Source organism: Plantibacter sp. VKM Ac-2880 (genome assembly GCF_015351235.1).
Lineage (GTDB): Bacteria > Actinomycetota > Actinomycetes > Actinomycetales > Microbacteriaceae > Plantibacter.
The window spans coordinates 185,313-199,853 of the sequence record NZ_JADKSJ010000002.1; the positions used below are offsets into that span (position 1 = coordinate 185,313).

The window sequence follows — 14,541 nt, forward strand, 5'->3', positions numbered from 1 at the left end:
GGATGATCGGGGTGACGACGCTCAATCATAGCCTCGGGCGTCGGACGAGCAGTCGAGGGGAACCCAGGTAGGCGGCGAGGACGAGCAGGATCCCGAGAACGGCGAGCACCTGGAAGGGGAACGCCGCCGTCGCGACGACAGCCCCGAGGAGGCCGGTCGCGAGCGTCGCGACGCTGACGACGGCGGTGGACCCGAGGTGCCCGAGGCCACCTGCGGCGAGACGCTGGTACACATGGCTGCGGTGGGCTTCGTGCAGCGGCTCCCCCCGACGCCAGCGCGCGATGATCGTCGTCCCGGTGTCCGCGACGTAGACGAGCACCGGGCCGATCAACGCGATGAAGGACACCCCGCTGAAGGCCGCGTAGACGGCGACCGCGACGAGGGATCCGCCGAGCAGGTAGCTGCCGACGTCGCCGAGGAACATGCGTCGTTTCGCCAGGTTCCACGGCAGGAACCCGAGGAATGCCGCCGCCACGACGAGTCCGGCCGCGGTCACGCCGGGGAGCCCGGCCGCCACACCGAGGCCGGCGTAGAACCCGCCGACGACCGTGCCGTGCAACGAGGAGATGCCGTTCACGCCGTCCATGAAGTTCGCGATGTTCGTGTACGCCACGAGGGCGACGATGCCGAGCGGGATCCACCAGAACGACGCCGACATGGACACGACGAGCACCCACGTGGCGAGCAGCCCGAGGACCACCTGCAGGCCGAACCGGACCCGGACCGGGAGTCCACGGACGTCCTCGACGGCGCCGATCGCGGCGTTGAGGACCGAGATGCCGGCGACGATCCAGAGCGGCAGGCTCTGGAAGACCACAGCAGCGGTACCGAGGCCGACCGCGACGGCGATGGCCACGCCGATGCCGCCGCCGCGGATGGTGGGTGTGACGTGCATCGAACGGTGGTTCGGGGTGTCGACGACCGAACGGTGGATGAGGACCGGGCGGATGACGAGTTGCGACAGCAGACTCACGACGAGCGCAACGACCCCCGCCAGCACGGCAGCGGTCATTGCACCAGGTGGTGCGTCTCGACGCAGTCCTCGGAGATCGCCTCGCGCCAGACCGCGATGTCGAGCAGGGCCGGATCGAGCGGCTGGATGCGCGTGTGCGAGACCTTCGGGTGCTTGGAGCGGTCGGCGATCTCGTCGGTGTCGATGAGGACCTCGTGCAGTTTCTCGCCGTGCCGGAGGCCGGTGTACACGATCTCGACGTCCTTCCCGGACGCGGCGATCATGCGCTTCGCGACGTCGAGGATGCGGACCGGTCGTCCCATGTCGAGGATGAGGACCTCTCCGGGGTCGCCGATGGCGCCGGCTTGGATGACGAGCTTCGACGCCTCGGGGATCGTCATGAAGAACCGGGTGACGTCGGGGTGCGTGACCGTGACGGGGCCACCGGCCTCGATCTGCGCGGTGAACGCGGGGATCGCGGAGCCACGGCTCCCGATGACGTTGCCGAAGCGCACGGACAGGTAGCGGGAGTCGGTCTCCTGCGCGCTCATCCAGGCGGTGAGCTTCTCGGCGATGCGCTTGCTGTACCCGAGCACGGTCGTGGGGTTCGCCGCCTTGTCGGTGGAGATGTTGACGAAGGTGCCGACGCCGACGGCCCGCGCGGCGTTCAGGACGTTCAGGGTGCCGAGCACGTTGTTCTTCCACGCCTCGTCCGGGTACTGCTCGAGCATGGGCGCGTGCTTCAACGCCGCCGCGTGGAACACGACGTCCGGGCGGCGGTCCTCGAAGACCTCCAGCAGGGAGGGGAAGTCGCGGATGTCGGCGAGCACGACCTCCTTCGTGTCGAGCAGACCGTGGCCGGAGATCGAGAGCTGGGTGGTGTGCAGACCCGTCTCGTCGCGGTCGAGGAGGACGAGTTCGGCCGGGCCGAACTGGTTGACCTGGCGCGCGATCTCAGACCCGATGGATCCGCCGGCACCCGTCACGAGGACGCGCTTGCCCGTCAGGTAGCCGGCGATGCTCTCCACCTGCAGGTCGACCGTGTTGCGGCCGATGAAGTCCTCGACGTTCAGGTCGCGGAGGCTGGGTGCGCTTTCGGCGGTGCCCGGCGCGAGCATCGTGTCGATGGGTGGGACCACCAGCACGCGGAGCCTGGCCTCGTCGGCCCGCTCGCTGACCTGGCGGATGAAGTCGTTGTCGACGTCGGCGATGCTGATGATGATGGCCTGCGCTCCGGTGCGCTTGACCGCCGCGACGAGGTCGGCACCGGTGCCGACGACGGCGACGGAGGCGATGCGGAAGTTGCGCTTCGACGGGTCGTCGTCGATGACGCCGACCGGCAGGTACGGCGACTGCGGGTCGCGCATGAGGCGCGGGATGATCGACATGCCGAGCGCACCGGCCCCGTAGACGAGGACCCGCTGCGCCTCGATCGGGCGACTGCGGCTGTCGACGAAGAGCCGCTTCACGTACCGGGTGATGCCCATGAAGACGATCGCGAACGGGAAGGCGATGACCGTGGTCGATCGTGGGACCCCCCAGGCGACTCCGAACACGGCGTTGACGGCGACGAGGATCGCCGTGACGATCAGGGCGACGACGATCAGTTGTTTCGCCTCGTAGAAACTGCCGAAGCTGTGGAGCCCGTGGTAGTAGCTCCACAGGTAGGCAACCACGAGCTGGGCGACCACCGCGATGACGCACAGGGCGACCGTGCCGACGAGGGCGACCCGCTCGTACTCGAGTTCGAATCGGACCAGCTGGGCCACCACGATGGCGAGGACCCAGCACAGTGCGTCGAGGGCCGTCTTCGCCGCGAAACGGGGACCGGGCGCCTGCGTCCATCTACGGGGGGCGTCGGGGAGAGTGGGGGTCATAACCTGTCAATCCTACCGATCGTCGGCTTCGCGTTGGCTGCGGACGGGCTGCGCGTCGGCGGGGTCGCCTGGGCGTGCGCGCTCCGCGGCGAGCGCCGCGATCGAGGCCCGGAGGCCGTCATCGGTCGCGACCGGCATGCGCTCGCGGCCGAGTGCGGCGAGCAGACGGGCGCCGGAGACCCGGTAGTCCTGGGTGAGCTTGCCGAGGCGGGCGGTGTTGAGCGGCACGGCGGGCACGCGGTCCCCCACGGCGGCCGCGAGGCGGACGAGCGCGGGCGGCACCGCAAGGCGACGCACCCGGCGACCGGTGACCTCGCCGATGAGGGTGACGAGATGCCCCGTCGAGACGGCTTCGTCGTCGGCGACGAGGTAGACCCCCGTCGGCACCGCCGGCGTCCCGATGATGCTCGTGATGGCCCACGCCAGGTTCTGGATGGACACGAAGCTGCGCGCGTTGCGGAAGGCGTCGAGCGGGTACGGGATGCCTCGGGACAGCAGCCCGAACAGCAGGCGGAGGTTGCCTTTGTCGCCCGGGCCGTGGACCATCGTCGGCCGGAGGACGATCGTCCGACGCCCTGCCGGGGGGTCGACCGCGAGCAGCAGACGTTCGGCCGCGAGCTTGGACAAACCGTACGGGGTCGTCGGGCGGGGGTCCGCCGACTCGTCCAGCACACCCTCCACGCTCGTCTCGTTCACCGCTGCGACACTGCTCAACTGGATGAACGTGGACGCGTCCGAGGCGAGGAACGCGACGTAGGCGCGCTCGGCGAGGTCCGTGTTGATGCGGCGGTACACCTCGGGTCCGGCGGTGCCGTCGAGGTCGTGTGCCTTACCGGCGAGGTGGACGACGACGTCGATGTCGGCCGGGAACGGCTCCCCCGTCCATCCGCGCAGGGAGAACGGCACGACCTCGTGGCCCGCGTCCTCCAGGACGGGGACGAGGTTCGTCCCGATGAAGCCGGTCGCGCCGGTCACGAGTACGCGACTCATCGGCCGAACCACCCCCACGTGCGGAAGTACACGAAGGCGCCCTGGATCGAGTACCACATGAGTTTCCGGTTGTGGTGGGACCCCTTCGCGAAGTGATGGTGGATCGTCGCGCCCGGGTAGTACGCGGTGCGGGACACCTGGAGGAACCGACGCGTCAGGTCGGCGTCCTCGATGTACATGAAGATGCGCTCGTCGAAGAAGCCGACGCGGTGCAGGGTCGACGTGCGCAGGAACATGAAGCAGCCCGAGAGGTACGGGACGTCGAACATGGTCTTGTCGTAGTCGTGCGACGGGTTCTCGTCGATGTCGCGGTACTCGTACCTGGCCATGCGCTTCGCGACCAGGGGCTTCAGCGGCCCGGGCAGGAACCGGCGGGCGAACAGGTCGAAGACCGAGGGGTTGCGCTTCACCAGGTACTGGAGCGAGCCGTCCGGGTACAGCACCTTGGGCATGACATGACCGACCTCGGGGTGCTCGAGCATGAACTCGTAGAGCTCCTCGATCGCCGACGGCTCGAAGTAGACGTCCGGGTTGACGACCATGTGGAACTTGGAGCGTCCGAGGACCTTGGCGATCGCGATGTTGTGTGCGGCGCCGAACCCCGGGTTCGACGGGTTGTGCAGGTACTCGATGCGCGGGTCGTCGGCGAGGTCGCGCAGTTCGTCCGTCGGGGAGTTGTCCACGAGGTACAGCGTCTCCACCAGGGGGCTCCCGAGGGTCGAGCGGATGGCCGCACGGAGTTTGTCGCGATCGTTCTGGTACATGACGATGCACCCGGTCACTGGACGGTCCACGGTCCACCCTCTCCGGCAGCGGGACGGCACCGCCGAGACACGACGGACGTGGGCCCGGCGCGCGTCGTCAGTCTACGTGCTGCCCGGTGGTGGCCCGGGAGCCGACGGCCGCATACTGGAGAGGTGCCAGAGCGTGTGTTCTTCTTCGACTGCGACAAGACCCTCTACGACTACGACTTCCGGAAGCGCCTCCCCGCGCTCGCCCGCCTGACGGGCGTCAGCCAGTACCGTCTGGCGAAGCAGTGGTGGGTCGGCGGACACGAGGCCGCGGCCAACATCGGCGAATACCCGACAAGCGACGACTACTTGGCCGTGTTCGCCGAGGTGACCGGGTACCCGCTCTCGCTCGACGAGTGGCGGGAGGCCAGGGCGGCGGCCATGACGCCGGTCCCCGGCGCCCTCGCGACCCTCCGACGCGCCGCGTCCCTCGGGACCGTCTCCCTCCTGTCGAACAACCCGATCCCGTTCCGCGACTCCTTCGCGCAGCTGGCTCCGGAGGCGGCCGCCGTCCTCGGCGAGAACGACCTCGTGTCCGCCGTGCTCGGTGCCGAGAAGCCCGAGCCGCGGATCTACACGAGGGCGCTCAGCCGCTACGGCGTCGCTCCCGAGCGGGCGATCCTCATCGATGATTCCGCCGCGAACTGCGCGGGGGCGACCGCCGTCGGCATGCACGCCTTCCACCTGACGAAGGACACCTCAGGCGTGTTCGACATCGCGGGACTCGATGCGGCGGTCGACGCGTTCGTGGCCGCCACGCCCTGAGCCGCCACGCCCTTCGACAGGCTCAGGGACCGGCGGTCGTGGGAGCCGGGTCAGCGGATCGCGATGGTGGTGCGGTCGCGCGTGGTGAGGTCGCGATGCGTCGCCGCGGCGTTCCAGCCGTCGACGGTGAGGAGTTCACGGATCGCCTGCCCCTGGAGCTCTCCGTGCTCGATGATGAGCGTGCCGCCGCGATGGAGCAACCGCTTGGCCGTGGTGGAGACCTGTCGGACGACGTCGAGGCCGTCCGGACCGCCGTACAGGGCGGCGGAGGGATCGTGGAACCGGACCTCCGGATCGCGCGGGATCGCATCGTCCGGGACGTACGGCGGGTTCGAGATCACGACGTCCACCATGCCGTCGAGCTCGTGGAAGGCGTCGGCGAGGTGTTCGAACACGACCGTCGCGTTGTCGGCGGCCGACTCGGCGAAGTTCTGCTTGGCCCAGATGAACGCCTCGACCGAGTTCTCGGTCGCGTAGATCGCGGCGTTCGGGACCTCGGTGGCCATGGCGAGCGCGATGGCGCCACTCCCGGTGCCGAGGTCGACGCCGATGGGACGCGGGATCGGGACGGCCCGCAGGGCGTCGATCGCGAACTGGACGACGGACTCCGTCTCCGGCCTCGGGACGAAGACGCCCGGGCCGACCGCGAGCTCCATGGAACGGAACGCCGCCCGCCCGGTGATGTGCTGCAAGGGCTCCCGTGCCGCGCGGCGTTCGACGAACTCCCCGAACACCGTGCGCTCCTCCGCGTCGAGGACCCGGCCGGTGATGGCCGCGGCCTGGACGGCACCACGGCCGAGTCCGAGCACGTGGCCGAGCAACAACTCGGCGTCGACGTCGGGCGATGGGACCCCCGCACGGGCGAGGATCTCGACGGCGTGCTGGCGCGCGAGTTCGACGGTCGCGGGGTGACCGCCGGACGGGGTGTCGGCGGAAGCGGCGGGAGGGGTGCTGGGCATGAGCGAGGTCATTTATTGGGGCGGCCCTGGTCGGATGGGCCGCACCGAGCCTACCTCACAGGCTCGTCGCGGCCGTCGGGCGTCCGCCCCCACGTCACACAGGAGGAGCGCCGTCGCCCACGACGTAGGCTGAACGGACCCCGAACGAGGAAGAGGAACACCGTGGCAGGCAGCGTCTACACCGACATCACGAAGGCCTATGGGCGCACCCCGCTCGTGCGCCTCAACCGGATCGCCGAGGGCGTCGGTGCGACCGTGCTCGCGAAGCTCGAGTTCTACAACCCGGGGTCGAGCGTGAAGGACCGCCTCGGCATCGCCCTCGTGGACGCGGCGGAGGCCTCCGGCCAGTTGCAGCCAGGCGGCACCATCGTCGAGTCGACGAGTGGCAACACCGGAATCGCCCTCGCCCTCGTCGGCGCGGCTCGCGGGTACCGGGTCATCCTCGCGATGCCCGCGTCCATGAGCAAGGAGCGCCGCATGCTCCTCCGGGCCTACGGGGCGGAGCTCGTGCTCACCGACCCCACCAAGGGCATGGCGAACGCCGTCCAGGAGGCGCAGCGCATCGTCGACGAGACGCCGGGCGCGGTCTGGGTCCGCCAGTTCGAGAACGAGGCGAACCCCGCCATCCACCGCCGGACCACCGCGCCGGAGATCTGGGAGGACACCGGCGGGACCGTCGACGCCTTCGTCGCCGGCATCGGCACGGGCGGGACGATCACCGGCGTCGGCCAGTGGCTCCGTGAACGCAACCCGGACGTCCAGATCATCGCGGTGGAACCCTCCGACTCCCCACTGCTGAGCGAGGGCCGGGCCGGCGGGCACAAGATCCAGGGCATCGGGCCGAACTTCGTCCCCGACATCCTCGACACCTCCCTGTTCAGCGAGGTGATCCCGGTCGAGACCGACATCGCCTACGCGACGGCGCGACGCCTCGCCACGGACGACGGCATCATCGGCGGGATGTCCGCAGGTGCCGCCGTCTGGGCGGCGCTCGAGGTGGGCCGCCGACCGGAGATGGCCGGCAAGACCATCGTGGTGATCATCCCCGACGCCGGGGAGCGCTACCTGTCGACGGCGATGTACGACGACCTCCGCGAGTAGGCTCGACCCATGGGAATGCTGTCGCGGGTCCGCGAGGACATCGGAGCGGCACGAGCCCACGACCCGGCGGCCCGCGGCAGCCTCGAGATCGCCCTCAGCTACGCCGGGCTGCACGCAGTGTGGGCGCACCGGCTGAACCACCGCCTGTGGCGCCGCGGCTTCCGGAGCCTTGCACGCTTCGGTTCGCAGTTCGCCCGATTTCTCACCGGGGTGGAGATCCACCCGGGCGCCCGCATCGGTCGGCGGTTCTTCATCGACCACGGCATGGGCGTCGTCATCGGCGAGACCGCCGAGGTCGGCGACGACGTCATGATCTACCACGGCGTCACCCTCGGCGGGAAGAGCCGCGGATCCGGCAAACGTCACCCGACGATCGGCGACGGGGTCGCCGTCGGAGCCGGGGCGAAGATCCTCGGGCCGATCCGCATCGGAGCCGAGACCATCATCGGTGCGAACGCCGTCGTCACCAAGGCCTGCCCGCCGCGCAGCCTGCTGCTCGGCGTGCCGGCGGTCGAACGGCCGCGCGGCAGCGGAGCCCATGGTCTCGCCCTCCTCGACCCCGAGTACCACATCTGATCACGCTGAGCCGTCAGGCTCCTCCCCCGGCGTCCGGCGCCTTGCCGCGTCCCGCCGCACCCACGCACCTCGAGAGGGCACCATGAGTCTCATCCGTCTGCACGACGTCACCGTCCGCTTCGAGGACCGCCCGGTCCTGCGCGACGTCTTCTTCCGTCTCGAACCCGGCGACCGCGTGGGACTGATCGGGCGGAACGGTTCCGGCAAGTCCACCCTCCTGAAGCTCGCCCTCGACCAGATCCAGCCCGACTCGGGCACCGTGACCATCGAGGACGGCACACGGATCGGGTACTTCTCACAGTTCTCAGAGCTCGACGGCAGCGCCACCATCACCGAGGTCCTCGAAGAATTGTTCGGGCACATCCACGCGATCGAGGCGGAACTCGCGTCGATCGACGCAGCGATCGCCGCAGACCCGAACGACCTCGACGGCATGACCAAGCTCATCGAACGCCAGGCCGAGCTCTTCGAGGAGATGGAGCGCCAGGACGGCTGGGACTACCAGCGCCACATCGACACCGCGCTCACCACGCTCGGCTTCGACACCGCACGCCGGGTGCTACCCATCGACGCGCTCTCCGGCGGGTGGCGGAACCGCGCGGCCCTCGCCAAGATCCTCCTCGAACGCCCAGATGTGCTCCTGCTCGACGAGCCGACGAACTTCCTCGACGTCGCCGGCGTCGAGTGGCTCGAGTCCTGGTTCGGCTCGTTCCGTGGCGCGGCCATCGTCGTCTCGCACGACCGGACCTTCCTCGACGCCGTGGTCACCCGCATCGTCGAAGTGGAGAACTTCCACCTCCACGACTACCCCGGCAGCTTCGACGAGTACGTCGTGCAGAAGCAGTTCCGGTTGAAGAGCCTCGAGGCGCAGTTCGTCCACGAGTCGGAGCTGCTCGCGTTCGAGGCCGAGGGCATCTCGGATCGCCGGGAGGCGGCGAAGGCCGCCGGCAAGAAGGACCTCTCCTCCCAGCTGGCGAAGATCAAAAAGGCCAGGCCGCCGCGCCCCGTCGACGACATCATCACCGACATCTACGGCGGTCTGCACATCAAGGACACCCTGTGCCGGATCCAGGGGCTCACGAAGGCGTACGGCGAGCACACCCTCTTCGACGGCTTGGACCTCGAGATCGGCCGCCGCGAACGGATCGTCGTCCACGGCCCGAACGGCGCCGGCAAGTCCACCTTCCTCCGCATCCTCGAGGGCGACGAACGCCCGGACGCCGGGCACGTCACCTGGACGGGCGGGGTCCGGTACGCCTCGTACAACCAGATGGTCGACGACCTCGACCTCACCGACACCGTCGCGCACGCGGTGGGCGCTATGCCGGACAGCCTCGCGTTCGCCGCCACCAAGAAGTCCGTGAACCGCTTCCTCGGGATGTTCCAGTTCTCCGACGCCGACCTCAAACAGAAGATCGGCATGCTCTCCGGTGGCCAGCGCGCCCGCGTGGCGATGGCCCAGTGCCTGCTCTCGGGGGCGTCGGTGCTCCTCCTCGACGAGCCGACGAACCACCTCGACCTCGCGAGCACCCAGGTGATGGAGCGCGCACTCGTGCACTTCCCCGGCGCGATCGTGGTGGTCAGCCACGACCGCTTCTTCGCCGACAAGGTCGCGACGAAGCGCCTGCGCATCGGCTGAGCGTCACGCCCTTCGACAAGCTCAGGGACCGGAGTGCCCCTTCGACGGGGTCAGGGACCGGGGTCAAGACCGCCCTACGACAGGCTCAGGGACCAGGGTCAAGACCGCCCTACGACAGGCTCAGGGACCAGGGTCAAGACCGCCCTTCGACAGGCTCAGGGACCGGAGGTGGTGGCTCAGGGGCCGCCCTTCGACGGGCTCAGGGACCGGAGGTGGGGTGGGTCAGTCCTGGTCGCCGATGTCGGCCAGTCGGGCCTCTTCGTCGGCGCTGATCGCCGATTCGATGATGGGCCCGAGCGCGCCGTTCATGACCCCGTCGAGGTTGTAGGCCTTGTACCCGGTCCGGTGGTCGGCGATCCGGTTCTCCGGGAAGTTGTACGTGCGGATGCGCTCGGACCGGTCCATCGTCCGGATCTGCGTCTTGCGCTTGGCACTGTCGAGGGCGGCCTGCTCCTCCTGCTGGCGCGCGAGGATACGGGCGCGCAGCACGCGCATGCCGGCCTCACGGTTCTGCAGCTGGCTCTTCTCGTTCTGCATGGACACGACGATGCCGGTCGGGAGGTGAGTGATGCGCACCGCGGAGTCCGTCGTGTTGACGGACTGCCCGCCGGGACCGCTCGAGCGGTAGACGTCGATCTTCAGGTCGTTCTGGCTGATCTCGACCTCCTCGGGCTCGTCGACCTCGGGGAAGACGAGGACACCCGTCGTGGAAGTGTGGATGCGGCCCTGGGACTCGGTCGCCGGGACGCGCTGCACCCGGTGGACGCCGCCCTCGTACTTGAGGTGCGCCCAGACGCCCTGGGAGGGATCGGTCGCGTTCGACTTGATCGCCACCTGGACGTCCTTGTAGCCACCCAGATCGCTCTCGGTGCGCTCGAGGAGCTCCGTCTTCCACCCCTTGGACTCCGCGTAGTGCAGGTACATGCGCAGCAGGTCCGCCGCGAACAGCGCGCTCTCCGCTCCGCCCTCGCCGCCCTTGATCTCCATGATGACGTCGCGACCGTCGTCGGGGTCACGCGGGATGAGCAGGCGTCGCAGCTTCTCCTGGTTGGTGACGAGCAGTTCCTCGAGGACCGGCACCTCCTCGGCGAACGCCTCGTCCTCCTTGGCGAGCTCGCGAGCGGCGTCGAGGTCCTCCTGGGTCGACTGCCACGTGTGATAGGCCGCGATGATCTTCGACAGCTCGGCGTACCGGCGGTTGATCTTCTTCGACCTCGCGGGGTCGGCGTGCACGGCCGGGTCGGCGAGCTGATCCTGCAGATCCTTGTGCTCGGCGACGAGCGTCTCAACTGATTCGAACATCGTTCACTTCCTTCATCACCATCATGCGGCACCGGGGGCGAAACGGGACCGACCCCATCCGTTCCCGGTGCCATGAGGGCTCCGGGAACGGATGGGGTCGGTCGGGACCGCTAGCGGTGGTTGTTCTCGTGTCCGTGGCTGTGCGAGGTCGGTGCGGGCATCGACTTCTGCATCTGGACGAGGAACTCCACGTTGGACGTGGTCTCCTTGAGCTTGCCGAGGACGACCTCGAGGGCCTGCTGCTGGTCGAGGCCGGCGAGGGCGCGACGCAGCTTCCAGGTGACCTTGACCTCGTCGGGGGCGAGCAGCATCTCCTCGCGGCGGGTCGAGGACGCGTTGACGTCCACGGCCGGGAAGATCCGCTTGTCGGCGAGCTGGCGCGAGAGGCGGAGCTCCGAGTTGCCGGTGCCCTTGAACTCCTCGAAGATGACCTCGTCCATCTTGGACCCGGTCTCGACGAGCGCCGTCGCGAGGATGGTGAGCGAGCCACCGTTCTCGATGTTGCGCGCGGCACCGAAGAAGCGCTTCGGCGGGTACAGCGCCGCAGCGTCGACACCACCGGAGAGGATCCGGCCCGAGGCGGGAGCCGCCAGGTTGTAGGCACGGCCCAGACGCGTGATCGAGTCGAGCAGCACGACGACGTCGTGACCGAGCTCCACGAGACGCTTGGCGCGCTCGATCGCCAGTTCGGCGACCGTGGTGTGGTCTTCCGCCGGGCGGTCGAAGGTGGAGGCGATGACCTCGCCCTTCACCGTGCGCTGCATGTCGGTGACCTCTTCGGGCCGCTCGTCGACGAGCACGACCATGAGGTGGACCTCAGGGTTGTTGATCGAGATGGCGTTGGCGATCTGCTGCAACACGATCGTCTTGCCGGCCTTCGGCGGCGCGACGATGAGGCCGCGCTGGCCCTTCCCGATCGGGGCGACGAGGTCGATGATGCGCTGCGTCAGCTTGTTCTGCTCCGTCTCGAGACGGAGGCGCTCCTGCGGGTACAGCGGCGTCAGCTTGCCGAACTCCACCCGCGTGCCGGCCTCGTCGACGGACAGGCCGTTGACCGAGTCGACCTTGACGATGGCGTTGTACTTCTGGCGGCTGCTGCTGTCGTTGTCGCGCGGCTGGCGGATGGCGCCGACCACGGCGTCGCCCTTGCGCAGGTGGTACTTCTTCACCTGACCGAGGGAGACGTAGACGTCGTTCGTGCCGGGCAGGTAGCCGGAGGTGCGCACGAAGGCGTAGTTGTCGAGCACGTCCAGGATGCCGGCGACCGGGATCAGGACGTCGTCCTCGGAGATCTCGGGCTCGACGTCGTCGTTCTGCACGGAGCCACGACGCTTGCGGTCGCGGTAGCGGCTGCGGCCACCGCGCCCTTCGGCGTCGTCCGCCGGAGCGCCCTGGTTCCCCTGGTTGCCGCGGTTCTGACCGGGCTGCTCCTGCTTCGCTTCGGCCTTCTGACCGGCGTCGGCGTTCTGGTTGCCGGTGTTCTGGCCACCGTTGTTCTGCCCGCCGTTGTTCTGGTTGCGGCCTCGGCCACGACCACGGCGTCCGCCGGAGGACTGACCGTCCTGCTGCTCGGCGTCCTGGGTCTGGGACTCGTCGGAGTCCGTGCCCGCGGTGTCGTCGTCGGTGGCGTCCTGCTCGGGGGCGTTCTGGGCGGCGCGGTTCTGCTCGCCACCCTGCTCGGCGGGGTTCTGCTCGGCGTCTTCCGTGTTGCGGTCGCGATCGCGGCCACGGCCACGGCGGTTGCCGCGCGAACGCCTCGGGGTCTGCTCGGGCGTCGCCTCGTCGGCGTCGGTCGACTCCGAGGTTCCAGCGGAACGGTCGTCGCGCGACTCGGCGGCGTCGGCCTCGACGGGCGCGGAGGGCTGCGAGTCGTCTGACTCCGCCGGCGCTGCCGACTCGGCAGGGGCGGTTGCGGCGGGCGCCTGTGCGGCCGGCGCCTGCACGGCGGGTGCCTGTGCGGCGGGCGCCTCGACGACGGGAGCGCCGACGATCGGGGCGGCGTTCGGCGCGACGGTGGCCGTCGTGGCACGACGCGACTTGCGACGCGCCGGCGGGGCCGCCTTCTCGGCACCGAAGGCCTGGTCGAGCGCGAGGTCGAGCTCGGGCAGCTTGGACTGCACCGGCGCCTCTGGGGCGACCTCGAGCGCGGAGACCGACTCGATGACGTCGGACGTCTCGGTGGTCGCCGCCGCGGTGTCGGTGCTGTTCTGGATGGTCTGGATGGCTTCGACCAGTTCGCCCTTGCGGAGCTTCGAGGCTCCGGCCACTCCGAGAGCGGCGGCGAGACGCTGGAGGTCGGCGACCTTCAGCGTCTTCGGGTCGGCATCCAGCGAGACGCCGGAGGCGCCTTCGTTGACGTCTGTCACGTGTGTCTTCCTTCCCTTGCGTCGAGACAGAGCTGTCTCGCGCAGGCGGCGATCGCACCGGAATCCTGTGCGGCGGGTGGGTGATGTTCACACGACGCAGAGCCTGTGCGGATAGCCCGGTGCGACGATCCGGCGGAGCGATGCTCAGCAGGATGGAAACACGGTGGGACCCGAACAGACGCGATCAATTGGTGCGAAAGCGATGATTGTGCGGAAATGCCCCGGAAGCCGGTTACGCCGAAGAGGCGGGGTGGGCCGGGTGCCCTCCTACTGTAGCACCCTTGAAGTCGACCGCGAGCATGAGCGACTGCCACGGGGTGGCGGAGTGCTCGGCGACGAGGGCGGTGGCTTCGAGCCGGCGACCCGGGTCGTCCGCGAGGACGAGGATCGACGGGCCGGCGCCGGAGACGACGGCGGCGAACCCGTGCTCGCGCAGCATCGTGATGAGGCTGTTCGTCTCGGGCATGGCCGCGGCGCGGTAGCTCTGGTGCAGGCGGTCCTCCGTAGCCGCGAGCAGGAGCTCCGGGCTCTGGGTGAGCGCGGCGACGAGCAGGGCCGACCGGGAGACGTTGAACGCGGCGTCGGCGTGCGGCACGTTCGCCGGCTGCAGGCTGCGGGCGAGTTCCGTCGACATGGTGTGCTCGGGCACCAGCACGAGCGGCGAGACGCCACGGTGCACGATCAGCTTCTTGTGCTGGGGACCGTCGTCCGTCGTCCACGCGATCGTGAGCCCGCCGAACAGCGCCGGGGCCACGTTGTCGGGGTGGCCCTCCATCTCCGTGGCGAGCCGCAGCAGGTCGTCGGGGCCGAGTTCGACCTGCCCCTCGAGGAGCCCCTTCGCCGCCATGATGCCGGAGACGATCGCGGCACCCGACGACCCGAGACCGCGACCGTGCGGGATCACGTTGCGAGCGACGACGTCGAGACCGGGCAGCTCCCGACCGTAGGCGCGGAGGGCGTGCGCGATCGCCGTGATGACGAGGTTCGTCTCGTCGGTCGGGACCTCGCCGGCTCCGACGCCGATCACCTCGACGAACACGCCGGGCTCCTCGCGGACGGTGACGGTCAGCTCGTCGTAGAGCGCGAGCGCGAGTCCGAGCGTGTCGAACCCGGGGCCGAGGTTCGCGGTCGTCGCGGGGACCTTGACGGTGACGGTGCGCCCGATCTCCAGCGTGTCGGAAGAGCTCATACGGTGGCCTGCAATCTGAAGAGGGGTCGGGGTT

The 14,541-nt window shown here is 69.4% G+C and carries 12 protein-coding genes; 4 read left to right on the plus strand and 8 right to left on the minus strand.

Features of this window, described 5'->3' with window-relative positions:
• Positions 1 to 25: 25 nt before the first annotated feature.
• The 4 genes from ITJ57_RS13100 to ITJ57_RS13115 are packed head-to-tail and all read right to left on the minus strand — an operon-like array spanning position 26 to position 4,613.
• Positions 26 to 1,012, minus strand: a complete 987-nt coding sequence (locus ITJ57_RS13100; RefSeq protein ID WP_194670559.1) for a glycosyltransferase family 4 protein — start codon at positions 1,010 to 1,012, stop codon at positions 26 to 28.
• Positions 1,009 to 2,829: a nucleoside-diphosphate sugar epimerase/dehydratase gene (locus tag ITJ57_RS13105; protein ID WP_194670560.1), complete on the minus strand. Its 1,821-nt coding sequence runs from the start codon at positions 2,827 to 2,829 to the stop codon at positions 1,009 to 1,011. The genes ITJ57_RS13100 and ITJ57_RS13105 overlap by 4 nt, the downstream gene beginning before the upstream one ends.
• 12 nt (positions 2,830 to 2,841) lie before the next feature.
• Positions 2,842 to 3,819: an NAD-dependent epimerase/dehydratase family protein gene (locus ITJ57_RS13110; protein WP_194670561.1), complete on the minus strand. Its 978-nt coding sequence runs from the start codon at positions 3,817 to 3,819 to the stop codon at positions 2,842 to 2,844.
• On the minus strand, positions 3,816 to 4,613 hold the full coding sequence (locus ITJ57_RS13115) for a glycosyltransferase family 2 protein (RefSeq protein WP_194670562.1): 798 nt from the start codon (positions 4,611 to 4,613) through the stop codon (positions 3,816 to 3,818). Before ITJ57_RS13115 ends, ITJ57_RS13110 begins: the two co-directional genes overlap by 4 nt.
• Positions 4,614 to 4,736: 123 nt before the next feature.
• Here ITJ57_RS13115 and ITJ57_RS19825 point away from each other — a divergent pair, with 123 nt between their 5' ends.
• Entirely contained in the window at positions 4,737 to 5,375 is a 639-nt protein-coding gene (locus ITJ57_RS19825; RefSeq protein ID WP_370582393.1) for an HAD-IA family hydrolase, read from the plus strand.
• Positions 5,376 to 5,425: 50 nt separating this feature from the next.
• Here the strand turns inward: ITJ57_RS19825 and prmC are convergent, their stop codons facing one another.
• Entirely contained in the window at positions 5,426 to 6,334 is a 909-nt protein-coding gene (gene prmC / locus ITJ57_RS13125) for a peptide chain release factor N(5)-glutamine methyltransferase (RefSeq protein WP_194670563.1), read from the minus strand.
• 162 nt (positions 6,335 to 6,496) lie between these two features.
• On the opposite strand from prmC, the gene cysK reads away from it, so the two are divergent.
• The 3 genes from cysK (at position 6,497) to ITJ57_RS13140 (ending at position 9,650) form a co-directional block, all read left to right on the plus strand.
• Positions 6,497 to 7,435: a cysteine synthase A gene (gene cysK / locus ITJ57_RS13130; protein ID WP_194670564.1), complete on the plus strand. Its 939-nt coding sequence runs from the start codon at positions 6,497 to 6,499 to the stop codon at positions 7,433 to 7,435.
• Between the two features lie 9 nt (positions 7,436 to 7,444).
• Complete coding sequence (gene epsC / locus ITJ57_RS13135; RefSeq protein WP_194670565.1) at positions 7,445 to 8,011, plus strand: serine O-acetyltransferase EpsC; 567 nt, start codon at positions 7,445 to 7,447, stop codon at positions 8,009 to 8,011.
• Positions 8,012 to 8,093: 82 nt separating this feature from the next.
• Entirely contained in the window at positions 8,094 to 9,650 is a 1,557-nt protein-coding gene (locus tag ITJ57_RS13140) for an ABC-F family ATP-binding cassette domain-containing protein (protein ID WP_194670566.1), read from the plus strand.
• A 222-nt stretch (positions 9,651 to 9,872) separates the two neighbouring features.
• Here the strand turns inward: ITJ57_RS13140 and prfA are convergent, their stop codons facing one another.
• The 3 genes from prfA to thrB all read right to left on the minus strand — a co-directional run bounded on the left by prfA (position 9,873) and on the right by thrB (position 14,507).
• Complete coding sequence (prfA, locus tag ITJ57_RS13145) at positions 9,873 to 10,952, minus strand: peptide chain release factor 1 (RefSeq protein WP_194670567.1); 1,080 nt, start codon at positions 10,950 to 10,952, stop codon at positions 9,873 to 9,875.
• A gap of 110 nt (positions 10,953 to 11,062) precedes the next feature.
• Positions 11,063 to 13,318 (minus strand): transcription termination factor Rho, encoded by a 2,256-nt coding sequence (gene rho, locus ITJ57_RS13150; protein ID WP_194670568.1) that lies wholly within the window; start codon positions 13,316 to 13,318, stop codon positions 11,063 to 11,065.
• A 232-nt stretch (positions 13,319 to 13,550) separates the two neighbouring features.
• Positions 13,551 to 14,507, minus strand: coding sequence for a homoserine kinase (gene thrB, locus ITJ57_RS13155; protein WP_056781795.1), 957 nt, complete (start codon positions 14,505 to 14,507; stop codon positions 13,551 to 13,553).
• Positions 14,508 to 14,541: the final 34 nt, after the last annotated feature.